Origin of the sequence: Comamonas trifloxystrobinivorans (assembly GCF_043359985.1) — a bacterium.
Classification (GTDB): domain Bacteria; phylum Pseudomonadota; class Gammaproteobacteria; order Burkholderiales; family Burkholderiaceae_C; genus Comamonas; species Comamonas trifloxystrobinivorans.
Window position 1 is genome coordinate 36051 of the sequence record NZ_JBHZGV010000025.1, and the last position, 19192, is coordinate 55242.

General features: G+C 59.0%; 32 protein-coding genes. 11 read left to right on the top strand and 21 right to left on the bottom strand.

Features of this window, described 5'->3' with window-relative positions:
- Positions 1–82: 82 nt before the first annotated feature.
- Genes ACFIQF_RS22620 through ACFIQF_RS22700 form a run of 17 tightly spaced genes read right to left on the bottom strand, consistent with a single transcriptional unit; the run spans position 83 to position 11489 of the window.
- Complete coding sequence (locus tag ACFIQF_RS22620) at positions 83–406, bottom strand: hypothetical protein (protein ID WP_393945922.1); 324 nt, start codon at positions 404–406, stop codon at positions 83–85.
- Entirely contained in the window at positions 403–2658 is a 2256-nt protein-coding gene (locus tag ACFIQF_RS22625; protein WP_393945923.1) for a portal protein, read from the bottom strand. The genes ACFIQF_RS22620 and ACFIQF_RS22625 overlap by 4 nt, the downstream gene beginning before the upstream one ends.
- Before the next feature lie 9 nt (positions 2659–2667).
- Positions 2668–4272, bottom strand: coding sequence for a terminase large subunit (locus tag ACFIQF_RS22630; protein ID WP_393945924.1), 1605 nt, complete (start codon positions 4270–4272; stop codon positions 2668–2670).
- A gap of 1 nt (position 4273) precedes the next feature.
- Complete coding sequence (locus ACFIQF_RS22635) at positions 4274–5275, bottom strand: terminase small subunit (RefSeq protein WP_393945925.1); 1002 nt, start codon at positions 5273–5275, stop codon at positions 4274–4276.
- Between the two features lie 39 nt (positions 5276–5314).
- On the bottom strand, positions 5315–5767 hold the full coding sequence (locus ACFIQF_RS22640) for a hypothetical protein (RefSeq protein ID WP_393945926.1): 453 nt from the start codon (positions 5765–5767) through the stop codon (positions 5315–5317).
- Positions 5764–6258, bottom strand: coding sequence for a hypothetical protein (locus ACFIQF_RS22645; protein WP_393945927.1), 495 nt, complete (start codon positions 6256–6258; stop codon positions 5764–5766). Before ACFIQF_RS22645 ends, ACFIQF_RS22640 begins: the two co-directional genes overlap by 4 nt.
- Positions 6255–6755 (bottom strand): hypothetical protein, encoded by a 501-nt coding sequence (locus tag ACFIQF_RS22650; RefSeq protein ID WP_393945928.1) that lies wholly within the window; start codon positions 6753–6755, stop codon positions 6255–6257. The genes ACFIQF_RS22645 and ACFIQF_RS22650 overlap by 4 nt, the downstream gene beginning before the upstream one ends.
- Positions 6756–6769: 14 nt before the next feature.
- Positions 6770–7378 (bottom strand): hypothetical protein, encoded by a 609-nt coding sequence (locus ACFIQF_RS22655; RefSeq protein WP_393945929.1) that lies wholly within the window; start codon positions 7376–7378, stop codon positions 6770–6772.
- A complete protein-coding gene (locus ACFIQF_RS22660; RefSeq protein WP_393945930.1) occupies positions 7375–7743 on the bottom strand; it encodes a hypothetical protein in 369 nt (122 codons plus the stop codon). The genes ACFIQF_RS22655 and ACFIQF_RS22660 overlap by 4 nt, the downstream gene beginning before the upstream one ends.
- Complete coding sequence (locus ACFIQF_RS22665) at positions 7743–8159, bottom strand: RusA family crossover junction endodeoxyribonuclease (protein ID WP_393945931.1); 417 nt, start codon at positions 8157–8159, stop codon at positions 7743–7745. The genes ACFIQF_RS22660 and ACFIQF_RS22665 overlap by 1 nt, the downstream gene beginning before the upstream one ends.
- On the bottom strand, positions 8153–8866 hold the full coding sequence (locus tag ACFIQF_RS22670) for a phage antirepressor KilAC domain-containing protein (protein WP_393945932.1): 714 nt from the start codon (positions 8864–8866) through the stop codon (positions 8153–8155). Before ACFIQF_RS22670 ends, ACFIQF_RS22665 begins: the two co-directional genes overlap by 7 nt.
- Before the next feature lie 16 nt (positions 8867–8882).
- Complete coding sequence (locus tag ACFIQF_RS22675) at positions 8883–9413, bottom strand: hypothetical protein (protein WP_393945933.1); 531 nt, start codon at positions 9411–9413, stop codon at positions 8883–8885.
- Positions 9400–9612, bottom strand: a complete 213-nt coding sequence (locus ACFIQF_RS22680) for a hypothetical protein (protein ID WP_393945934.1) — start codon at positions 9610–9612, stop codon at positions 9400–9402. Before ACFIQF_RS22680 ends, ACFIQF_RS22675 begins: the two co-directional genes overlap by 14 nt.
- Entirely contained in the window at positions 9609–9842 is a 234-nt protein-coding gene (locus tag ACFIQF_RS22685; protein WP_393945935.1) for a LexA family protein, read from the bottom strand. Before ACFIQF_RS22685 ends, ACFIQF_RS22680 begins: the two co-directional genes overlap by 4 nt.
- Entirely contained in the window at positions 9836–10405 is a 570-nt protein-coding gene (locus ACFIQF_RS22690) for a hypothetical protein (protein ID WP_393945936.1), read from the bottom strand. Before ACFIQF_RS22690 ends, ACFIQF_RS22685 begins: the two co-directional genes overlap by 7 nt.
- A gap of 5 nt (positions 10406–10410) precedes the next feature.
- Entirely contained in the window at positions 10411–11172 is a 762-nt protein-coding gene (locus ACFIQF_RS22695) for a hypothetical protein (protein ID WP_393945937.1), read from the bottom strand.
- A gap of 29 nt (positions 11173–11201) precedes the next feature.
- A complete protein-coding gene (locus ACFIQF_RS22700) occupies positions 11202–11489 on the bottom strand; it encodes a CII family transcriptional regulator (protein WP_393945938.1) in 288 nt (95 codons plus the stop codon).
- Here ACFIQF_RS22700 and ACFIQF_RS22705 point away from each other — a divergent pair.
- On the top strand, positions 11488–11733 hold the full coding sequence (locus ACFIQF_RS22705; RefSeq protein WP_393945940.1) for a hypothetical protein: 246 nt from the start codon (positions 11488–11490) through the stop codon (positions 11731–11733). The two genes, ACFIQF_RS22700 and ACFIQF_RS22705, sit on opposite strands and share 2 nt — an antisense overlap.
- 69 nt (positions 11734–11802) lie before the next feature.
- Positions 11803–11985, top strand: coding sequence for a hypothetical protein (locus tag ACFIQF_RS22710; RefSeq protein ID WP_393945941.1), 183 nt, complete (start codon positions 11803–11805; stop codon positions 11983–11985).
- On the opposite strand, the gene ACFIQF_RS22715 is transcribed toward ACFIQF_RS22710, so the two are convergent.
- Both ACFIQF_RS22715 and ACFIQF_RS22720 read right to left on the bottom strand, forming a co-directional pair.
- Positions 11936–12358: a hypothetical protein gene (locus tag ACFIQF_RS22715; RefSeq protein ID WP_393945942.1), complete on the bottom strand. Its 423-nt coding sequence runs from the start codon at positions 12356–12358 to the stop codon at positions 11936–11938. The two genes, ACFIQF_RS22710 and ACFIQF_RS22715, sit on opposite strands and share 50 nt — an antisense overlap.
- Positions 12351–12629, bottom strand: a complete 279-nt coding sequence (locus tag ACFIQF_RS22720; protein ID WP_393945944.1) for a transcriptional regulator — start codon at positions 12627–12629, stop codon at positions 12351–12353. Before ACFIQF_RS22720 ends, ACFIQF_RS22715 begins: the two co-directional genes overlap by 8 nt.
- Positions 12630–12667: 38 nt before the next feature.
- On the opposite strand from ACFIQF_RS22720, the gene ACFIQF_RS22725 reads away from it, so the two are divergent.
- The 6 genes from ACFIQF_RS22725 to ACFIQF_RS22750 all read left to right on the top strand — a co-directional run bounded on the left by ACFIQF_RS22725 (position 12668) and on the right by ACFIQF_RS22750 (position 15472).
- Positions 12668–13363, top strand: a complete 696-nt coding sequence (locus ACFIQF_RS22725; RefSeq protein WP_393945946.1) for an XRE family transcriptional regulator — start codon at positions 12668–12670, stop codon at positions 13361–13363.
- Between the two features lie 242 nt (positions 13364–13605).
- The gene (locus ACFIQF_RS22730; RefSeq protein ID WP_393945947.1) at positions 13606–13809 is read left to right on the top strand and encodes a hypothetical protein; all 204 of its coding nucleotides are present in this window, start codon (positions 13606–13608) and stop codon (positions 13807–13809) included.
- On the top strand, positions 13778–14182 hold the full coding sequence (locus tag ACFIQF_RS22735; RefSeq protein WP_393945948.1) for a DUF2335 domain-containing protein: 405 nt from the start codon (positions 13778–13780) through the stop codon (positions 14180–14182). The genes ACFIQF_RS22730 and ACFIQF_RS22735 overlap by 32 nt, the downstream gene beginning before the upstream one ends.
- Before the next feature lie 232 nt (positions 14183–14414).
- Positions 14415–14639, top strand: a complete 225-nt coding sequence (locus ACFIQF_RS22740) for a hypothetical protein (RefSeq protein ID WP_393945950.1) — start codon at positions 14415–14417, stop codon at positions 14637–14639.
- 129 nt (positions 14640–14768) lie between these two features.
- Positions 14769–15062 carry a hypothetical protein gene (locus ACFIQF_RS22745; RefSeq protein WP_393945952.1) on the top strand — a complete coding sequence of 98 codons (294 nt, stop codon included), beginning with the start codon at positions 14769–14771 and terminating at the stop codon, positions 15060–15062.
- Positions 15063–15124: 62 nt separating this feature from the next.
- The gene (locus tag ACFIQF_RS22750) at positions 15125–15472 is read left to right on the top strand and encodes a hypothetical protein (protein WP_393945954.1); all 348 of its coding nucleotides are present in this window, start codon (positions 15125–15127) and stop codon (positions 15470–15472) included.
- A gap of 180 nt (positions 15473–15652) precedes the next feature.
- On the opposite strand, the gene ACFIQF_RS22755 is transcribed toward ACFIQF_RS22750, so the two are convergent.
- On the bottom strand, positions 15653–15988 hold the full coding sequence (locus ACFIQF_RS22755; RefSeq protein WP_393945955.1) for a hypothetical protein: 336 nt from the start codon (positions 15986–15988) through the stop codon (positions 15653–15655).
- Here ACFIQF_RS22755 and ACFIQF_RS22760 point away from each other — a divergent pair.
- Complete coding sequence (locus tag ACFIQF_RS22760) at positions 15987–16181, top strand: YegP family protein (protein WP_393945956.1); 195 nt, start codon at positions 15987–15989, stop codon at positions 16179–16181. The two genes, ACFIQF_RS22755 and ACFIQF_RS22760, sit on opposite strands and share 2 nt — an antisense overlap.
- 950 nt (positions 16182–17131) lie before the next feature.
- Here ACFIQF_RS22760 and ACFIQF_RS22765 read toward each other — a convergent pair.
- The gene (locus ACFIQF_RS22765) at positions 17132–17515 is read right to left on the bottom strand and encodes a hypothetical protein (RefSeq protein ID WP_393945957.1); all 384 of its coding nucleotides are present in this window, start codon (positions 17513–17515) and stop codon (positions 17132–17134) included.
- Positions 17516–17727: 212 nt separating this feature from the next.
- Between ACFIQF_RS22765 and ACFIQF_RS22770 the strand changes: the two genes are divergently transcribed.
- Both ACFIQF_RS22770 and ACFIQF_RS22775 read left to right on the top strand, forming a co-directional pair.
- Positions 17728–17952 (top strand): Arc family DNA-binding protein, encoded by a 225-nt coding sequence (locus tag ACFIQF_RS22770; protein ID WP_393945959.1) that lies wholly within the window; start codon positions 17728–17730, stop codon positions 17950–17952.
- Between the two features lie 47 nt (positions 17953–17999).
- Positions 18000–18956: a pentapeptide repeat-containing protein gene (locus ACFIQF_RS22775; protein WP_393945958.1), complete on the top strand. Its 957-nt coding sequence runs from the start codon at positions 18000–18002 to the stop codon at positions 18954–18956.
- Positions 18957–19192: the final 236 nt, after the last annotated feature.

The window sequence follows — 19192 nt, forward strand, 5'->3', positions numbered from 1 at the left end:
GATAACGGGGTTGGGCCATGCTCCGGATATAGAACCAAGATCAACTGCGCTTGGTCAAGCGAGCTGACTTACTGCCGCCGTCTCAATGCCTTAGTAAGTTATTTGTAGGTGCCGCCTCTGGGTACCAAATGATGTCTCCGCCATTGGGGGTTATCGGTAGCGTGTATGGCCAACGCTGGTCAACGCAGATCCGAGCCACCCCGTCCAATGAATCCACCACACCGACTGACTTGATGATGTTGTCCACCAAGCCTTCCTTGTATTGCGGCCAGACATCTAGGAACTTTATCTCCACCGCTCCCGCCAGGCATGGCGCTGAAGCCACGATATCGGACGAATCCAGCTGAATGGTCGCGCCCACTTTGTGAGCCCCTTTCAGCAGTACAACGAATTTGATCATTTTCATACTCCCTGCAAGTTGTCTGCGACGGTTGGTGTCTCAATACCCTGCTGCCCGGTGGGCGCCTGCTGCGGTACGGGTGGGAATGCCGGGCTGGTGTTCGCCTGCACCTGGTCAATAGCTGCGCCGCCACTGTCATGCGGCAGCGGGCCGGCCGGCAACACTTCGGCCGTGGGGTAGTTGGGGTCGTCACCGCCAGGGTCTGGTTTCTGGTAGCCCGCTTTTTGCATGATCGCGTCAGCAATAGGCGCAATCGTCGGCATTTGGGCAATCTGTGCGCCTCCTTGCATCGCGCTGAACGCTGCCTGCACGCCGATCTGCACTGCATTGGCCATGATCTGCTTGATTTCCGCGGCGGTCTTGTGCTCCTTCAAGTCCAGTTCGCGCGACTTCAAGTCGTGCATCAACTCCTGCTTGACCTGCTCGCGAATGGCCTCGGGGTCTGCCTGGCCCTTGGCCTGGCGGATGGCCTGCACCACCTCTTTCTTGCGCGGCAGGTCCATCAGGTCGATCATGAACGGCATGACCACTTGCTGAATATCGGGCGGGGATGCCTTGACCGACTCCGACAGTGCGTTGAGCTGCTGGGCGCGAAAGCCGCTAGAAGTGGGTACATCCTCCAGCGCCACTTTCAGGCGCACGCGCTGCACATCGTTACTCAGGATGGTGATGCCCGTTGCGGGGTCCACCTCTGCCAAGTTCAGCACCACGGTGCGCGGCTCGTTGATAACGTCGCCCTCAATCAACACCACGGTTTCGGCCTTGCCGATGTCCTCTATCTGCAGCGCCAGCAGCAATTCGCCCGTCTGGTTGCGTGCCTCCTTGAAATTGTCCATCAGGTCGGCCAGCGACACCTGCGACTGCTCCACCTGGGTTTGCTCTTGAACGCCGCTGGTGGCAGAACCGTCCTGCCCCTGGAAAGATGGCGTCACACGTGATACCCGGCTTGCTGCGGACCGCGAATCCTGCATCAACTGGAACTGCTGGCTGTTGAGCTGAAAATCGCGGTTGCGCTCAAACCGCGCGTTGGGGAAGTTGGCGAAGTGCTCGGGGTCGAGCACAAAGTCAGCGTCCACGCGAGAAGCCATCTGCCGGAACTGCTGGTCGGACATCGCCACGGCACCCTTGGTGCGGATAGTCTCCACAGACGACATACCCCAGCGCAGCTTGGAAATGGTGCTGTTCAAGTTGTCCTGGGGGAAAATCATGTCGCGCACCAGCCCATAAGGGATGCCCGTCATATCCTCGGTGGCGGCCAGCACACGCACGTATGGGAAATGCCCATGTGGGTATGGGCTTGGGCCGTCGTACAGGCAATGCGGCCCCATCCAATAAGCACGGCGCACCACGGGGATCAGCTCTTCCACCAGCTTGCCGCGTCCAAGCGCCAGCGCTGCATCATGCAACTCGTTGGTCTGGTCGTACTTCACGGCCCGGCCATCCGTCATCTTGAGCATGACGGTAGTCACCCAGCGGCGGTACCACAGCTCAGTGATGCAAACCGTCTTGTTTTCCTCGTTGTAATACGCATCCTCCTGCACCGTCCATGCGCGCTCAGCGTCAGCAGCAGCTTGCAGGCGAGTCGATTGCCCGCCATCAAGCTCCTGGGCTGCGAACTCGGCAATCCACTTGTCAGCGCCGTGCATGATGAGAGTGGCGTGCTCAGGGAACATGCGCGCAGCGCGGCTGCGGCTTGGCCAGCGGCGGCGGAACAGCCAGCGAGCGTCGGATAGATCCGACTCGCATCCCTTCATGTCCCACCAGATTTCATTACGGTGGATGGCTCGGCACTTGTATGGGTACTCCAGCGAGTTGGACGCGCGCGCCACCTCCACCCAGCCAATGCCCACCATGGCTGCCGACCGAAACGCCTGCGACAGCGCCCTGTCTGCCTTGCTGTGCCGCTCTGCCTGGTTCAGCCGGTAGTTCAGCGCGTCTGCTACATCCTGGCCACCCGGATCGCCATCAGGCGTGACGCGCCAATCGGTGCGCGTCTTGGCCTCGTAGCCGCAAACTGCAGCAATGGCTGGGCCAATGATGTTCTCCTTGGCAGGCGGGATGCCCATGGCCTCCATGCGGCGCAGTAGATCCGTGGACAGCTGGTTGCCATCCGCATAATCTGCCTCCCGGTCTGCCTGGTGGCGCCATTGCGGCTGGGCCAATGCCTCGCGCACGATGGACGCGAATTCCTCAATCAAGACGGGCTGGTCGCTGCCGTCCTGCAGTTCGTCAATAGCGATGCTGTCGTCGGTGGTCATGGTGTTACCTCAAGTGCGCCAGTCGGGCGGCGGTGGCATTTCAAAATCTTCTGTGGCGCCATAGGCGTCATCTGCGGGCTGGTACAAGCCAGACTCCTTGGCTTGCGCCCACTGGCGCAGCGAATCGGCGCCTTCGGTGCATCCATTGCTCTTGTCTGGCTCGTCAATGAACTTGGCCAGCGCGGTGCTGTACTTCTTCTTGTAGCCGCGCAGGCGCTCCAGCCCAAACCCGCATTTATCTTTGTCAAACCATGCGCCGCGAATGTGCTTTCGCAGCGTGTTCACGCCGGTCATCAACTGGGTGACGCGCGGCACGATGACAAACCGCTGCCCAGGCAATAGCGCTTGCAGAATCTGCTTTGTGGACCGGTTCGTGTCGCCCAGGCGCTTGTGATCCGCATCGTGTGGCAGGTAGTGCTTGCCAAAGACATAGCCCAGGCCCTGCAGGTGCCGAACGTAGTGCTTGAGGTCTTCGTCGTGCTCTTCGTAGTAGTCGATAAACCGGTCTTCGCCGCGCAGCTGCTGCGCAAACCAGATCGCGCAGCCGTCGCTATTGCCAATGTCCCAGAACGTGTGCACCGGCAGGTCCAGCACAGGCACGGCTGTAATGCCACCGCGCTTGGTCAGCTCGGTAATGGCTTTGGTGAGGTAGTGGCCCTCGGTGGACTGCTGGAAGGCCTCGCGCGGCGTGGATGGGTACTCCTGCCACATCCGTTCCTCGCGGCCCGCAAAGTCGGCTGCCACAGTTGCGGCATACCAGGCGCGCTGCTCCACGTCGATCTTGACGCCCATGTCCACTTCGATCTGATCGAAGTATTCGTGCAGCTTGTCCGGCACCACCACCGCGTTGTAATCCATGCGGTAGTTGGGCTCCATCCACCAGGCATAGAAGTGGAATCGGTAATCGCGCGGGGTGAGCTTCTGGTGCGAGTGGTGCAGCGCTTCGGCACGTGTGCAAAGCTCGTAGAACTCGCCATTGGCGCCTTCGGCAGTGCTTTCAATCACCAGCACGCCAGTGGAAGGTACGGCGGGTATCGAGCCCGTCATCACCTCCTTGGCCTTGTCCGGGAACTTCGCGCAGATCTTGCCGAACTCCGAGATGTGCAGGCGGTGGATGGTGCCAGAGCGCATCGACGTGGCCACGCGCACGCTACTGTTGTTGTGCGCGAAAAGCAGCTCGGTCGCGCTATCGCGTGCAAGCGGGAAGCGCTCGCGGATTTCCTCGGGCAGGTGCTGGTAGGCGTACTTGACCTTATCCCGGAAGATGGCTTCTGCCGCCTCTCGGTCCTGGGCGATGATGCCGCAGCGCTGGTCTGCATTGAACAGCGCGTGGTCGAGCCACATGATTGCGATCAGCGTGGTAAAGCCCAGCTGCCGCGCCTTGAGAATCAGGTTGCGGTGCCACAAGCGCTTGATGAAGCGCCTCTGCGCGCGATTGGGCCGGAATGGCATGCTGAAGGTGTCGCCTTCTTCGCCGTCCTTGCTGTCGCCCTTGACCATGATCTTGTACAGGCAGCCAGAGAACAAGCGCCACTCGGGATCAGCCAGGCACCGCTCCAGTTCCTCCGCACTGGCCGGCATTCGATTGAGGGGGACATTCACGCGCTGCGTCATGTCAATCCTCGTCCAGTCCTGTCATGTCGTCGCGCACCGGCAGGCTCGATGGTTTGGTTTCGCGCTCAGGATCAACCGCCACAGGGGCGAAGCCATTTCCGCTTCCTCCAGCAATGCGGTCCAGCAGCGCAGCCAGAGGGTCGGTCTTCTGCTGGTTGTCCTTCTGGTACAGGCCCAAGTGCTTCCACAGCTTCTCGGCAAAGGCTTCCTTGCTGTGCATCAGCACCTGCATGCCGTCTTTGGTGCGCTTGACGCCTGCATACAGCTGTGCGGCTGCCGGGCTCAGATAGCGGGTGTCCTTGATAACGTCGCGTGCATAGCCGTCGCCTCGGCATTCGGTGCAGCTTGGGTGCGGCGGCTGGAGTGGGTCGTAGCCAATGCCGCCCTTCTGGTCGAACTCATCTTCCTTGGGCACCTTGCCCATGCGCTGCTCAATGTCGAAGCGCTCGCGGTCCTTGTTGAACTCAGCCACAGTCCGCTGGTACTTGAAGCCTTCGCCCCAGCAGTGGCGGCAGCAGCCTACACGCACTTCCACCAGTTCGCGCTCGTCAGCAAAGGCAATCATCCAGGCTTGTTGCAGCACAGCGTCTGCATTGATCTGGGTTCGCTCCTGCTGCACCTTCCGCGCTTCTGCAATTGCAAGCTGCAAGTAAGGTTTAGACAGGTTCTCCGAAGCCATCTGCTTGGCTGTGTCCGGGCTGTAGCCGGCACGAATCGCCGCCTGGGCCCCGTTGAGGTCCACCAGGTATTCGTCCACAAAGCGCTGCTGCTTGGGCGTCAATCCGAGCTGGAGGGCATCCTTGCGCGGGGTGGCTGGCTTCTTGGCTTGGGGTGCACGCTTTACCGGTGCTTTGGCCTTTACGGCCTTCTTTACTGCTGGTACAGGCTTTGCCTTTGGCGCAGGCGCGACTTTGCCCGCTGGCACCTTCTTCTTGGGTGCAGCGGGCTTGGGTGTCGGGGTCTTGCGGGGTGCGGGCTTCTTGCGCGCGGGTTCTTTGGCCATGGGCGCCAGTGTTCCGGCGCCTCTGGGATTCGGCCAACCCTATGCTGTGTGATTTGAGATGTTCTGCGCTGAGGTGATATTTCCTGAGACGAAGGCTTTGCAGTAGGCTGGGATGTCTCGGTAGCGCCTGGCGGCGAAGACAGCCAGCTTGTTGCGGCCGACCTGCTTACCCACGTCGGCATCAGACGCCGTGCCCAGCAGCGCAATCTGCTCTGGTGTCCACTTTGCCTGCTTCTGGTATGCGGCCTTGCCCTTGCGGATGCGGGCCTGCGCGATGTTCGCGGGGTTCATGCCCAGTTGTTTGGCCAGTTCGGCATCTGGTGCGCTGCCCAGGGGGATGCCTTCATAGCGGCTGAACCGCGGGATCTTCAATTTCCTGCGCTTGTGTGCGACTGTGGAAGTGTGTATGCCGTATTCCATGGCAATAGTCTTGTCGCCCACTTTACCCAGCTGCGCCAGCATGGCTGGCGTCCATTCGATTGCCTTCTTCATTTGCCACCCACCCAATCGGTTTGCGGGCCTTCGCCCTTTTGTGCTTTCAGGGCCTTGATTTCCCGCGTCAACGATTCCACCTGCGCGGCCAGCTGGGTGGCCAGGAAAAGATGCTGGTTGGTGCTCTGGATCATCACGGCCTGGCCGGCCGCGCCCATGCTCAGCTGCGCCATCACTCGGTCCTCTGCCGGGGTCAGCTCCAGCACATCGTTGCCAATGTCCCACTTCACCCAGCCTGACGGCAGCACGGTCTTGCTGATTGCGCGGGCTTCCGGGTACTTCTCCACCAGCTCATAAACGCCGCGGATCAAGCGCTTGAGCTCATCGTCATCTACGAGCGCGCGCAAGCGGTCATCCACGATGCTCAGCTTGAGCCCGGTGAGTTCGGCCACGGTTTCGCGCGTGGCGATCTGGTCCGCTGCTCGCAGCTCGCGCACTGCGTCAAGCACCTGTTTTGTGCTGGGGATAGTGGGCTTGGGTACTGGGGTCATGCTGCCTCGGCGTTGAGTTGAGGGATGGTTTTTGGCCAAAAGCCGTAATCGTTGAGCTTCTTGCGCGTCTGCGCGGCCAGCTCGCGGCCCAGCGTTATGTGTGCTTCGCGCCCTCCAGGCACCAAGCGGTATTGATCGAATGCGATGTGGCAGCCCTCGATTCCAGGGCGGGCACAGCACAGCGGCATAGCGCGGCGGTCGTCCAACTTCGTGCGCGCGCCCTTGCCGTCGTTCTCGTGTGCGTGCTGGCTGTAGCCCTCGATGCCGCACCAAGCGCAAGGCAGTGCTGCCACGGCGCGGCGGTAGCGCTCGCTGCGCAGGGGTACCACCTTCGCAATCGCAGCACCGACAGCCACCCGAGCAGCCATGGACACATGCGCCAGCGGCTTGGCCAAGCCCGATTGCAATGCGCGGGCGGCACGCTCGGTCAGGCGCTGCTCGCGGTTGCCGGCTTGGTCGACACGCGGCGCGCGGGGCTTGAAGCCGGTTCGCTTCATGGGTGTGCGGCTGGTCAGCATTTGACCGCCTTCACTGCCTGCTCGTCAGTCCACCCAAGACCAAGGCGGCGCCAGATTGTCCCGACCTTTAGGCCGTAGCGTCTGGCAGCCTCAGACAAGTGCATCGACTCACCGCCAATGACCAAGATTCGGTTATTTCGCTTGTTGGCGCCTTGCTCCAAGGGAGTCGCCCATTTGCAGTTAGATGGCTCGTAGTTTCCGTTCACATCCATTCTGTCCAGGGTCATCCCTTCCGGGCGCTCTCCCATGTCAGCGATGAATGCGCCGAAGTCTGAGCGCCACTTCGCGCACATCTCAATTCCTCTCGCCCCGTACCACTTGTACTTATCGTTGCTCGGGTTGTGGCAGCGTTGCTTTGCCTCATTCCACGACTTGTATGTCGGAGTCCCCGTTTGTCCGTGAGTTTTCGCACGCTCAGAAAGTTCTTCGTCGCGCAGACAACCGCATGAGCGAGTTTTACCGCTTGAAAGTTGATAGCAAACTATCTCCTTCTGCTCTCCACATTCGCACGTGCACAGGTACTTTCTGGGTCTGCCTCCACAGTCTTCGGAAACAATGAGCCGTCCATAGCGGGCGCCAATTTCAAGTTGGCTCTTTTTCATCGGATCACCTGCCTTTCAATGCGGTCAGACGCCATGCGTGTCTGCCAGATGCGTATGGCGCTTTCTGCAGCCATCAACTGGAAGCGCAAGCGTTCTTCGATTTCCACGGCGGCGTGTAGGCCGTCCAGTAAGGCGATGTACTCACCGTGAGCGTAGGCGTATCGCTCCTGCATAGCGGCGCTTTTATGGCCGTGGTCACGCTCTGCCTCGATCATCAAGAGCGCCTTCTTGCTCTTGCGGAAGTGCTCCAATCGAGTGCGATCTGCTTTGGCCTGCGCGTACTGGGGCGATAGCTCTTTCAGCGCTTCCAGCGCCCCCAATTTGCCGCGTGTACCGCGATCAAGCGATTCGTCCTGGTACTCCATCAGATGGGCTCCACAGTCACCAGCACGCGCGGCGTGTCGCTGTAGCCCTTACGGCACTCGCGCAGCACGCACACCTGGCTGTCGTCTTTCCAGGCCACGCCGTTGAGCCCGTCCTTGATCGCCTTGAGCACGTTGTCCAGATCCGGGGTTTTCGTGTGCTGCTCGGTGCCGGCGCGTGCGGCAGCCTGGCGCTTTTTCGTCCAGCTGGGCGGAATCGAGAAAAGTGCAGTCACCGACAGCGCTACCGGCCCCTCCATTACTGGGCGGCCGGCCATGGCCTGCTGCGCGAACAACGCCACACGGGCTTCGTAGTTCTGCGTCTTGGCCGGCGTGTAAAGCCTGGCGCGGCCGGCCAGCATCGTGGCGCGCGGGCGGGCCTTGGCCACCGGCTCGCCGGGGATTTCAAACATCAGCATGCGGCGCCCTCCTGCCCAGTGGCCAGCGCCAGCTTGTGCTTGGCCCACTCTCCTGCTACCCAGTTGATCCCCTTGCTGGTGAACAGCGAGCGGCTGTAAGCGTGGGTCTTCTCGCCGTGGTCAGCTACACCCGTCTTCACTTCAAAGCGGCCGGCCTGCAGGTGCGTTGCGTGCGGCGCCCACTCGCCGCCCAGGCGGTACATGATCTTTTCGTCCTGCAGCCAGGCGCGAAACTCATGCTCGTTGGCTTGGAGCAGCTTGGCCACCTGGCGGAAAGACTTGCTGCCCGACGAGGGTTGCACATAGCTATCGACAAACTGCACCTTGGGCGCGGCCAGCGCCAGTTGGGCCTGCTGGTGCTCAATCCGCTCTGCCTGCTCTGCGGCCAGGCGCAGCGCCTGGGCCATGGTCTGCGGCAGCTTCGGGCCGTTCGCGGCTTCCAGCTCTTGCCAGCGGTCAATGACGCGGGCGCGGTGCTCGTCGCTGTAGCCGGAAACAACCAGGTGCGTATCGCGCTCGGTCAGGTCGTAAACCTCGATGGGTCGGCCTCCGGTGTCTTCGCGGCGGGTTTTACGACTTGATCGCAAAAGCCCTTTGGTGAACAAGCGCTCAATGGTGGCCACCACGTCGTTGTGGCGCGCCTCAACCAGATCAGCAATCTCGCGGCTGCTCATGGTCGGATTGCTCGTTGCGGTCTGCAGTTGCATATCGTGTGCCTCCAGGTCAGCGCATCAGCGCAGCGAATGGGTTGGGATGCGCGCCAGCCGCGGCCACCACGTAGCCACCCCGGCGCACCTTGCAAATCGTTGTGCGGCTCACGCCCAGCTCTGCGGAAAGCTCAACACCCGTCTTCGGGCTGGTCTGCACATACAGCATCTGCTCGGCATTCAAACTGGTGCGTTTGGCGCCAATGGCGCGATTAGCAACAATGCGCCGCGGCTGCCCCTTCATCTGCCCATTGCGGGCGCGGAAGCGGCCGTAGGCATGCTCGTCTGCCGTGCGCATGCAATCGGGGTTGCAGCATGTCGGGTGCTCGCACTTCATAAAAACGCGGTGGCCCTCGGGCACCGGCTCGCGCTTGACGATGTGCCACACCGCCCGGGCGCCGCCTTGCGTCACCATTGCGCCACCGCGCTTTGTGAAGTCAGGCGCAGAAATATGCGGGCGTCCGCTTGGGCGCAATGCACCGCGCCACAGCCAGTGCCCGTCCTCGGTAACAAAGCACCGGTCCTTGATTTCCTCAATCGTTCGCATTGCTGTCCTTCTGGCCCCACTTCGCGTGGCGGGGCTTGGTTGTCTTCTCGTCGGCCTGGGCAAACTGCTCGCACTGGCGAGCGTGTGCGCTCATGGTCAAACCGGGTGTCGGGCGCTGCAGGCAGCGGGCAAAGCCCATCACAGCCATGGCCTTCGTGGTCGTGGCCGGGCTCCAGTGGCGGCAATCCATGCATGTCATGCGGCACCTGCTTCCTGGCTTTGTGCGCGGGCAAAGCGGAACTTGCCCACCGCGTTGCGCTCAATCGCGCCCTTGCGCTCCAGCGCGTAAGCGACGCACTGCACCGAATTGGCCGAGCGCATGCGAAAGCGCTTGGCAATCACATGGCCAGGGGGCAACTGGTCGTTTTCAGCGAAGAACTCGCGCATGAACTCCAGCACCTCGCGCTGCCGCATCGTCAAATTCAGCATTGCTGCACCTCCACAGGCTCATCGGTTTTTGCTGCAGCCGCCTTGCACTTGTTCAGCGCTTCGGCTGCGTTGCGCGCGGCGCGGTGAGAGACGGTCTTGTCCCCCGCCGCCAGCCGTGCTTGGATCACGCGGGCCCAGTCCTTGCCATCGCCCACACGCTCAATCGACACGTCAATGCGCTGGTGCTGCGGCGCGGGCAAGCGCGGCAAACCGCTCAGCTCTGCATAGGTCTTGCGCGGCATCACGGCTTCGCAAATGCGCAGCAGTTGCGGCAGAGTCGGCGCATAGTCGGGGTGCTGCTCCAAAGCGCGCCTGGCGGCAGCTTCCACTACGTTTTCGGGGAAGCGCTTCAAGTCGGCATCCCACACCAGCATGGCGGCCAGCAAACCCTTGTCCTTGCCTGCGTTGACTTCATCGTCGGATAGTTGACCCGTGTGGAACTTGGCAAGGAACTGGTTGCCGTAGGCGCCGTGCAGCAGCACAAACAGTTTGCGGGTGGTTGGCGAGGCCTCGCGCGGCACGCGCTGGCCCTTGTTCAGCTGCTGCTGGGCAACGGTTGCCACGGGTTTCATAGGTCTGCCCCCCCGTAAATCGCAGCTGCCGCGCCGGCATACTTCGCGGCCTGCTGGCCACTGCCGCCCGGGCGCCGCTGCTCGTTGTGGCGGCGAATCCAGTTGCGCCAGGTCGCCAGCCAATCGAGCTTGCGCGCCTTCTGGCCAGCTTCCGAATGCCAGTAATCGGCAAACACATCGGCCTGCTTGCGCACATCCGCCTTGGTCATTGCCGGGAACTCAGCCAGTGCCCACTGCCCCCAGGGGTTGGGCAGCACCCAATCTGCCGCCAGCCGTGTTGCTCGCTTCTCAGACGCCTTTGGCGAAGCCGCAGGCGCAGCGGCTTTTTCGCCAGTGACATCCTCTGTCTCTAGTTCTTTAGCTGTATCTACTTCTGTATCTGTATCTGCATCTGTATCTACAGCGTTACTTGGCCGTTGCTGTAACGTTTCATCGCCGTTACCTACTCCGCTGCTACCTTTTTTCTTTGCGCGAAAGCGGGCTACACGGTCTTTACTGCTATCGCTTTTGAACTGCCGACGCTCCCAGGCCACCGGTTGCCAGCTGGTGTCGATCAGTCCTGCAGCTACCAAGCGCTTCTTCACATCGCGGATGATTGCGTGGTCGATCCACAGGCGCTGAGCCACAATGCGGTCCAGCAAATCAGGGTCAGTGCCCCCATCCAGCGCGCCATCGCTTTTAAGCGCCAGCACCCCGATAAAGTGGCGCTGGTCCTCAAACGCCAGTGCAATCAGCTTGGGGTCGTTCAAAAAGTCCACATACATGCGGAACCAAGGCATTGGGGCGTTCATGCTCCACCTCCCACATGAGGCAAGCCACGCGCTGCAAGGTGCTTCAAAACCTGCAAGTCGCTTGCACTGATAACGCGCTGCTCTTTGCCCACCACGCTGCAATTGAGCGCTGCAACAAAGAGAGCAAACTTTTCAATATCGGCGTCCTTCATCCGCGAAACGGTGGACTCCGAAACATTCATCTTGTCGGCCACTCGGGCCTGGCCCATGTCTGCAAGAGCGTTGCGCAATGCGGTTTCGATCTTGCGTGCGCTTTCACGCACATCTTGAGAAACTTCAGCCATGGAAAACTTTCTGGAAACTGAAGCCAAAGCCCAACGAGAACGCAGCCTGCTGCGCCGCTATCTCATTTCGTTCTTTGGCTTCAACGTTGCGGATGACTGTCATCGAGTGGTCCTGGTAGACAGCGCCGGGGTCGCCCGGCTGGTTTATCGGTTTGAGGTGACTGAGGCAGATGCGCCAGCAGTCAGCGGTGCAGCTCGTCGCGCAATGGCTCGGCGCATGCGCGGGCAAGGGGGTGATCTATGACGAGTGGTGCCCACCACCTCCTGGGGCAGAATGGAAGCTTCCCAACTACCATCCCCAGGAGGGGCAGACATGAAAAAACTGACACTGCAGCAAGCAGCCGCCGAGCTGAACGAGCTGGTGAAACAGCGCCTGAGCAACACGCCACAAGACGCTTTTCTCAAAGACCGGCTGCAGCAATTCACCGATGCAGTGCAGGCATCCATCACCGACCTCCAGCAGCAGGTGGATCAACTTCGCCAGTCAAAAAGCTGAAAACTTGGTCTGCTAGCGCCACCGCTTGCGCCGCTGTCTCAGCCTCTCCGCACGCCCACACCAAAACGCGCTCCAGGTGCGGTCGAAGGCATGCGTTTTCAGACCAGCGCTCAGAAGCCACCAGCAGCACACGCGCATCTGCTATTTGCTGCTCCACGCTGGGGGTTGCGCTCAGAAAGCGGGCAGTCTCAAGTGCACTCATGCGCAAGCGTGCGCGCCGAACATCACCCGCCTCATGTGAGCCCAAGGTCATGCCATTGGCATCTGCAGCAACGGAAAACTCCGCCCCTAGCGATGCCTTACCGCTTGAGGATTGCTCCACCATGGAAGCCGCAAATTTTTCAAGATCAATGGCAGCGATGTACTCACGCATGGTTGGCCTCCTTGGATTGGCTCGCGAGCTCGGGCCAGATTTCTTGCCAGTCATCTGGACGGAGATCGCGCCGGGTCACCGTGCCGTTCGTGACCCGCTCAATGGCAGAGCACATCAATGCATCGGGGACAGTTCCTCGCGCACGCCAGTTGCTGATGGCGGATTGCCCAACACCAATGGCGGCCGCAAGTTTTCCTGCTCCACCTACATAGGCAATGGCATCTAAAAGTGGGGTGGGGAAAGTTTGTTTCACGTTCGTGATTTTATTCAATCACCAACGTGTGTCAACTCCCGAAGAGAATCACAACTGTGAATACAATCGCAGAACGCCTCAAACAGGCCCGTGAAGAACTAGGCTTAACCCAGCCAGAATTGGCTGCTAAGGCAAAAGTAAGTCAGGGCACCATAGGAAATATTGAGACGGGCCTCCGCAAGAGGCCCAGGGAGCTGCTCGCCATTGCTAGCGCTCTTGGCGTGGATCCCGCTTGGCTTGAGTCAGGCAAAGGGCATAAGCAGCAGGCGCAGTCTGCATCTGTAGCTGTAACCAACCTATCCCCCACTCCCCAGCCTGGCACACCTGCAGTTCACATCCCGTTGCTGGCCAACGCGGGCAGCATGGGCCCGGGCACCGATGTTGAGCACGACGATGTGATGGTGGGCTCCTTGGCCATCTCCCCTGACTGGCTGGACAAGCGCATCCGCCCCAGTTCACACGACGCACTGCGCTTCATCCACGCCTACGGCGACTCCATGTACCCCACATTCGAGGACGGCGATATCCTTCTGGTTGACACGGGCCGCCGCGATCCTTCGATGGCAGATGGGGTATACGTGTTGGGAACCGGCAAAAGACTTTTCATCAAGCGAGTAACGGAGAGATTCGACGGATCGCGCATTGTGTCGAGCGACAACAAGAATGTCCCCCTCGTTCAAGAGCTCAACGGAGACAGTGAGATCGACGTGCTTGGGCGGGTCGTGTGGGTCTGGAACGGGCGGAAGCTGTAGCCTTGGAGCGGCTCGCTGCCAAGACTGGGAGAGCCGCAGCAGGTGCCTGCCCTATCTGCGTTGGGGCTATGACTGTGCTGGTGGGGGTGGGGACTGTGATTGGGCGGCGGAAAGTGCTAGGCTAGACAGCAGGACGCGGCTCTACGGAAACGTAATTCGTAGAGAATGTATAGGTGAAAATTTCGCGCGTTATAGCGCAGAAATTGTCGACCTGCTAAAATCTACAGCTTAGGAGGTCAGAGATGAAACACACCGCAAAATTCCTGGCCGCACTTCTCAGCGGCCTTGGAGCAGTAGCAACTACGTTTGCTGCACCAGCGTTTCAACATCGCCCACAGGGCACCGATCTGCAGCGTATGCGCGGAGACGTGGAGCGCGTGGGTAATACGATGAACAAGGTAATTCGCCGAGAAAATGAACGCCAAGCAGCACAAGACAACAAATAATACGCCTGCCTCAGCGCCGACGCATAGCGCTTCTATCGTATCTGCCCAATGGCAAGGCCCATTGCCACCACCTGGCGCCTTGGAACAATTTGATCGCATCATCCCAAACGGCGCAGAGCGAATCATGGTCATGTGCGAAAAGGAACAGAGCGCTCGACTTGGAAATGAGCGTGTCTATACAATTTCCGAAGTAATCATTGAAGCCGGCGGTCGCATTGTTGGAGCCATTCTGGTTTTAGCCTGTATTGGAGCAGCAATCTGGAGCATCGACAAAGGTGCAGACTGGAAAGTGACACTAGGCTTTCTGAGCGTCCCTGTCATGGGTGCCCTTGCCAAGCTGTTTGATCGCGGAATGCGGAGTCGAAAAGACTAACTCCCCAGCCACCTCCGGGTGGCTTTTCGTTAAACTATTTGGTAAAATAAAAGAAGGTTTGGGCCCGCTTGCCCCCGACCATATCCAACAAGTGCCGAGTTCTCACGCTCAATCGCGCACCATCCTAGGCAAGCTACAAGCCACAATAAATTCCTAGGGTCGGCTTTCCCCTCTGTTAGTTTTTTATTTCTGGCGCTTCAAGCCCCTCCGTTCAAGTGTGGGGCGCGCAATCATGTTCCAATTTATCAAAGAAACAAACAAAATCTCTCGTTTTCTCATCTCGCCAGGCGTGAGCCAGCAATCTGACGGCACGTTCAAGTCCGCAGTCTCCCTGAAGTCTGGGCAAGGCTCGTTGGCGCAAGACACCATCTACACCTTCACCAAACTGTTCGCAACAGCCCAAGAAGCCGTAGAGCACGCCCGAAACGAAGGCATGCATCTTGCTCTTGCAAGGTAACCCTACTCACCATCCAGTTAGCAAACCGCCTCCGGGCGGTTTTTTGTTGGAGGGCACAAAATAACTGTACAAATACACAGCATCGAGCTATGCTTGCAACTGTATTTTTAACCAGTACAGGAGCAAGTTATGTCCAGCATCAACGCCACACTGCTCGATGCCCCAAACAAGATGACTGCTGAGGGCATTGTTGCAGCAGAGCAAAAGTTTTCAAGCATCCTCTCTAAAGAGTTCACCAACCACGACCAGCTGCAAAAGGCCTATAAGGCATACCAGACCGCCCTGGATGGTGACGTGCCACTTAGCTCCAGCGCTCAGAGCCAAGCTATGTCATTCCACAAAGCGCTGGCCAAGGCAACTCAGGTCGCGCTGGGCGGCTATCGCCCCACCGAAGACACCCGCTTCGATGTGCGCCTGGCATAGGCAAAAAAGAACCCTCTCGGGTTACGATGGAAGTTCCACAACTACCATCCCGAGAGGGTTTTATGACACCGCAGGAACACCAACTACTAGAGGCTAAGACTCGCAATCTTGCCCAGCAGGTTTTAATTGACTGGCTTGCTGATCTCTGGAGAGCTCGAATTGCAATGACTCCGGAGCCCGAGAGGCAAATGACTCTAGCGGCGATGGAAGCAAAGCTACAAGCAGGTGAAAAGGAATATTCAGATCTGACCCTGCCCTGGCTCGACCCGGCGAGTTCTGATATGCAGGCTGCAATGTTTCAAGATGCATACAGCGAAATCTCCAAAAAAATCATGACCAAGGTGGCTGCGGACCTCAGTCCGCGAGAGGAAGCGGCCTTCAAAGCATTTGCCGCGTCAATACAGCCGTAGTGTCTATAGCCGCAACTACAGGTTAGCTATCCGAAGACGATTGCTGCTCAGTCGGACGATTGAGCTCTGCCTTGCAACCTTTGTAGGCCTGAGCCACCTCGACGCCAAGATTCCAGCCGTCAGATCCGCGTATACCAGCCTTCATGGCTGCAATGAGTGGTAGAAAAAACTTAAGCATCATCATCCTTCCATGCCGCCCACCGAGGCGGCTTCTGGTTTCAGTTCACCAACATACGCGGCCTGCCCCATCAGCTTGGCGCGCGCCCTTGCTTCTTCTTCAGTTTTCGCAACAATATGAAACACGAAGCTCTTACCTTCGTATTCGTAATCGAAGCCGTAATTTTTCAAAGGAGAAACATTCACTTCGCCAGATCGGAGCCCGTGGTTCTGGGCGAACTCGAGCAGATCATTCAATGGGACGCGGGTTGACGGGCGTGAGTGTTGGAGAATTTCCACTTCAGGCCCATCCACCACAAAGGTGCAGCCACGCCCGCCAACAAAACTAGAGGTAGTCATGTATTTCATCCTTTTCAAAAGCGACAAGAACAACCAGTGGTACTGGAACCTCAATGCTGAAAACCACAAAATCATTGCAACCGGAGCGGAGGGCTACATGAACAAGCAAGACGCCATTCATGGCATCAACCTTGTTAAAGCGAACGCATCAACAAGCAAGATCTACGACAAGTCTCAGGAAAACTGGATCTAAAACCTGAACCCCATTCGCAGCCGCCCACCCGGGCGGCTTTTTGTTAACCAAACAAAGGTTGGGGCTGTTACTTCTGAGATACTGCGCATGGGAGCTGCGAACTCCCGCTGCGCTATCGCAAAGCGCTTATAGGTGACGCTGACCCGGAAACCATGGCCGCCATATGGTGTGGATGCACCTGGCCGACATGGTGAAAAGGCCCGCGAGGCCGATGCAGCAAAGCATCCTAGGAAGGCGTAGCTGCCGCGCTAGCAAGGGCGCGCTATAAATTCACAGCAGGATTAACGTCCTGTGGCCACAGGGCCTTTCAAGGTATCAACCATGAAGACCCAAGTGAAGGTGATCGTCAAGATCGACGTAGCGAAGTGCATCACTGCAATTTGCCTTGTCATCTACCTACTGACGATGTGACCTAGTACGGAGCAGGGCGGGAAACCGCTCTGCCTCCTGCTGAAAATTCAACGCGCACCTCTCAAAAGAACAACCCCAGCCTTTGCCGAGTCGCCGCCTGATGGCGGCTTTTTTGCGTCCGTGGAGAGTAGTGTAGCAAGAAATATCACGAACGTGTTGACATTGCATTTCACATTCGTGATAATCACTTCACCGCTTCACAAAAAGCGGTGGGTGCCAAGTGATCGAGCCAGCGCCCTGCTCTTGCAGCAAGCACGGCTGCTAAAAGACAAGGCACCGCGGGTGGTAGCGGGATAGAAAAGGCCATCGGTCGCCGTAGTCAGTACTGCTCTGCCCCCGGATGGGAAAAGCAACAGGAACATCAAAGGTCACGCGAAATCCACCCGCTGGGTTCAATACGGCGGTGAGGCAAACAGGGTTGCCAAGAACAGAAAAGCCCTGCCGAAAGGCTGACAGGCCGGAAAGACACGGCCAGGACACCGCCCTCTACGGAGGGCAAAAACCAAAGCTGGGTGAAAGGCGGTTTTGGTTTTCTCATTTCACACGACTGATTGCTCTCGCCTTTTGCGCGTGCTGTCGACGTGCCTTAGCTGTGCCTCCCTTGAGTGCTCAGCCATCACATCAACGATCTTCGAGATTTCATCCAACCGCGCTTTTACCTTCTCGGGGGTTAAGTCCTGCTCCATCGCCAGGTCAGAAATCAGCGTTGTGTAAACGAGCTGGTGCTCCAGCGGCCCGGCTGCACCCGTGTTTTCCAGGCGTAACCGCCATGACTCCAAAGACAGCTTGGCCGCCAGTTCGCGCTGGCTTTTTCTGTCTTCAGCTTTCCGAGTAGCAACCGACGCGATGACCGGAGCAATCGACCCTAACAATGCCCCGCCCAGGGCAAACAATCCATTCACAACTGCAGGAGAAAGATCCATGGAATTTTCCTTAACTGAGGCGCTGACATATTTCAACACGGCAGCAATCTTGTCATACCTCGCGACCCGAGTTGTTCTCGCACTGCGCGGTTGAAATTACCTTGCAAGGCCCTTCTCACTGAGGGGCAAAAACACAGCGCTTCCAGTCGGGAGCGTTTTGTTTTTAGGAGTGATACACGGCCTACACACAAGCCCGCGATGCACAGCTACCCCTGCGCATGTCGCAAGAGATGAAGAGCAGATTGCAGCAGGAGGCGAAGGCCGCCGGCCGGTCTGTCAACGCCGAAGTGATCTACCGCCTGGCAAAGACTTTTGACGGCGAGTTTGACCTGGCCGCCAGCCAAGAGCCAGCGCCAACCACGCTTGAAACGATGGCCGCAGACATTGCTGTGATCCGGCAACTGGCAGAGGCCCTCAAGTGGAACATGCGCTACTAACCCCCAGCCTCCCCTCGGAGGGTTTCGTTTTTTAAGGAGTGAATCCAATGAGCCAAATGATCAAAATCTACTCCCGCTGGGACCCTGAAAAAGTCCTGCTTGAGTGCGAAGCGCCGGATGGTGTGGAGAGTGGGTTGCGCATGCGCCATGCACTCGAAAAGGCCACGGTGAGCGGTGCCTACCTGAGCGATGCCAACCTGCGCGGTGCCAACCTGAGCGGTGCCAACCTGCGCGGTGCCTACCTGAGCGGTGCCTACCTGAGCGATGCCAACCTGCGCGGTGCCAACCTGCGCGGTGCCTACCTGAGCGATGCCTACCTGAGCGGTGCCAACCTGCGCGGTGCCAACCTGCGCGGTGCCTACCTGAGCGATGCCTACCTGAGCGGTGCCAACCTGCGCGGTGCCAACCTGCGCGGTGCCTACCTGAGCGATGCCTACCTGAGCGGTGCCAACCTGCGCGGTGCCAACCTGCGCGGTGCCTACCTGAGCGATGCCTACCTGAGCGGTGCCAACCTGCGCGGTGCCTACCTGAGCGATGCCAACCTGAGCGGTGCCAACCTGCGCGGTGCCTACCTGCGCGGTGCCTACCTGAGCGATGCCAACCTGCGCGGTGCCAACCTGAGCGGTGCCAACCTGAGCGATGCCTACCTGAGCGATGCCAACCTGCGCGGTGCCAACCTGCGCGGTGCCTACCTGAGCGATGCCTACCTGAGCGGTGCCTACCTGAGCGGAGGACAAAAGATTATCGGCGATCGCCCTGTTTTCATCCTCGGCCCCATCGGCTCGCGCTGCGATTACCTCACGGCATTTATCACCGACAAAGGCGTGTACCTGCAAGCCGGGTGTTTCTTCGGGTCGGTCGATGAGTTCGCTGCCAAATTGCAGCGTGAGCACGGCGACAACGAGCACGGCCAAGAGTACCGCGCTGCACTTGTGCTGGTCGAGTACCACGCAAAGCTCTGGATGCCAAAGATCAAAGAACCAGCCGAAGTCATCGCGGCCTGATTTGCGCCCAGGCGCGGAGGAATGAGGATGGATAAAAAGGAAGCACCCTGCTTTCGCTGCCGGATGAAGCACGAGAGCGAATTCAGTTATCAGGCAGCCAAGGATGCATGGCTGGCGTCGATGCGCCGCCTTGGCCTGCTCTGACTCAGCAACAAAGCAACTCAAAAGCATCATTTCAGAAAATTTGATGCTTTTGGTACTCTTTTAGAGTCATCAAGCAACCACTTTCAACTGCC

What these genes read in the sequence shown, in the direction of transcription:
- ACFIQF_RS22620 (WP_393945922.1), bottom strand. Translation starts at nt 406, where the DNA reads ATGAAAATGATCAAATTCGTTGTACTGCTGAAAGGGGCTCACAAAGTG.
- ACFIQF_RS22625 (WP_393945923.1), bottom strand. Translation starts at nt 2,658, where the DNA reads ATGACCACCGACGACAGCATCGCTATTGACGAACTGCAGGACGGCAGC.
- ACFIQF_RS22630 (WP_393945924.1), bottom strand. Translation starts at nt 4,272, where the DNA reads ATGACGCAGCGCGTGAATGTCCCCCTCAATCGAATGCCGGCCAGTGCG.
- ACFIQF_RS22635 (WP_393945925.1), bottom strand. Translation starts at nt 5,275, where the DNA reads ATGGCCAAAGAACCCGCGCGCAAGAAGCCCGCACCCCGCAAGACCCCG.
- ACFIQF_RS22640 (WP_393945926.1), bottom strand. Translation starts at nt 5,767, where the DNA reads ATGAAGAAGGCAATCGAATGGACGCCAGCCATGCTGGCGCAGCTGGGT.
- ACFIQF_RS22645 (WP_393945927.1), bottom strand. Translation starts at nt 6,258, where the DNA reads ATGACCCCAGTACCCAAGCCCACTATCCCCAGCACAAAACAGGTGCTT.
- ACFIQF_RS22650 (WP_393945928.1), bottom strand. Translation starts at nt 6,755, where the DNA reads ATGAAGCGAACCGGCTTCAAGCCCCGCGCGCCGCGTGTCGACCAAGCC.
- ACFIQF_RS22655 (WP_393945929.1), bottom strand. Translation starts at nt 7,378, where the DNA reads ATGAAAAAGAGCCAACTTGAAATTGGCGCCCGCTATGGACGGCTCATT.
- ACFIQF_RS22660 (WP_393945930.1), bottom strand. Translation starts at nt 7,743, where the DNA reads ATGGAGTACCAGGACGAATCGCTTGATCGCGGTACACGCGGCAAATTG.
- ACFIQF_RS22665 (WP_393945931.1), bottom strand. Translation starts at nt 8,159, where the DNA reads ATGCTGATGTTTGAAATCCCCGGCGAGCCGGTGGCCAAGGCCCGCCCG.
- ACFIQF_RS22670 (WP_393945932.1), bottom strand. Translation starts at nt 8,866, where the DNA reads ATGCAACTGCAGACCGCAACGAGCAATCCGACCATGAGCAGCCGCGAG.
- ACFIQF_RS22675 (WP_393945933.1), bottom strand. Translation starts at nt 9,413, where the DNA reads ATGCGAACGATTGAGGAAATCAAGGACCGGTGCTTTGTTACCGAGGAC.
- ACFIQF_RS22680 (WP_393945934.1), bottom strand. Translation starts at nt 9,612, where the DNA reads ATGACATGCATGGATTGCCGCCACTGGAGCCCGGCCACGACCACGAAG.
- ACFIQF_RS22685 (WP_393945935.1), bottom strand. Translation starts at nt 9,842, where the DNA reads ATGCTGAATTTGACGATGCGGCAGCGCGAGGTGCTGGAGTTCATGCGC.
- ACFIQF_RS22705 (WP_393945940.1), top strand. Translation starts at nt 11,488, where the DNA reads ATGGAAAACTTTCTGGAAACTGAAGCCAAAGCCCAACGAGAACGCAGC.
- ACFIQF_RS22700 (WP_393945938.1), bottom strand. Translation starts at nt 11,489, where the DNA reads ATGGCTGAAGTTTCTCAAGATGTGCGTGAAAGCGCACGCAAGATCGAA.
- ACFIQF_RS22710 (WP_393945941.1), top strand. Translation starts at nt 11,803, where the DNA reads ATGAAAAAACTGACACTGCAGCAAGCAGCCGCCGAGCTGAACGAGCTG.
- ACFIQF_RS22715 (WP_393945942.1), bottom strand. Translation starts at nt 12,358, where the DNA reads ATGCGTGAGTACATCGCTGCCATTGATCTTGAAAAATTTGCGGCTTCC.
- ACFIQF_RS22730 (WP_393945947.1), top strand. Translation starts at nt 13,606, where the DNA reads ATGAAACACACCGCAAAATTCCTGGCCGCACTTCTCAGCGGCCTTGGA.
- ACFIQF_RS22735 (WP_393945948.1), top strand. Translation starts at nt 13,778, where the DNA reads ATGAACGCCAAGCAGCACAAGACAACAAATAATACGCCTGCCTCAGCG.
- ACFIQF_RS22740 (WP_393945950.1), top strand. Translation starts at nt 14,415, where the DNA reads ATGTTCCAATTTATCAAAGAAACAAACAAAATCTCTCGTTTTCTCATC.
- ACFIQF_RS22745 (WP_393945952.1), top strand. Translation starts at nt 14,769, where the DNA reads ATGTCCAGCATCAACGCCACACTGCTCGATGCCCCAAACAAGATGACT.
- ACFIQF_RS22750 (WP_393945954.1), top strand. Translation starts at nt 15,125, where the DNA reads ATGACACCGCAGGAACACCAACTACTAGAGGCTAAGACTCGCAATCTT.
- ACFIQF_RS22760 (WP_393945956.1), top strand. Translation starts at nt 15,987, where the DNA reads ATGTATTTCATCCTTTTCAAAAGCGACAAGAACAACCAGTGGTACTGG.
- ACFIQF_RS22755 (WP_393945955.1), bottom strand. Translation starts at nt 15,988, where the DNA reads ATGACTACCTCTAGTTTTGTTGGCGGGCGTGGCTGCACCTTTGTGGTG.
- ACFIQF_RS22765 (WP_393945957.1), bottom strand. Translation starts at nt 17,515, where the DNA reads ATGGATCTTTCTCCTGCAGTTGTGAATGGATTGTTTGCCCTGGGCGGG.
- ACFIQF_RS22775 (WP_393945958.1), top strand. Translation starts at nt 18,000, where the DNA reads ATGAGCCAAATGATCAAAATCTACTCCCGCTGGGACCCTGAAAAAGTC.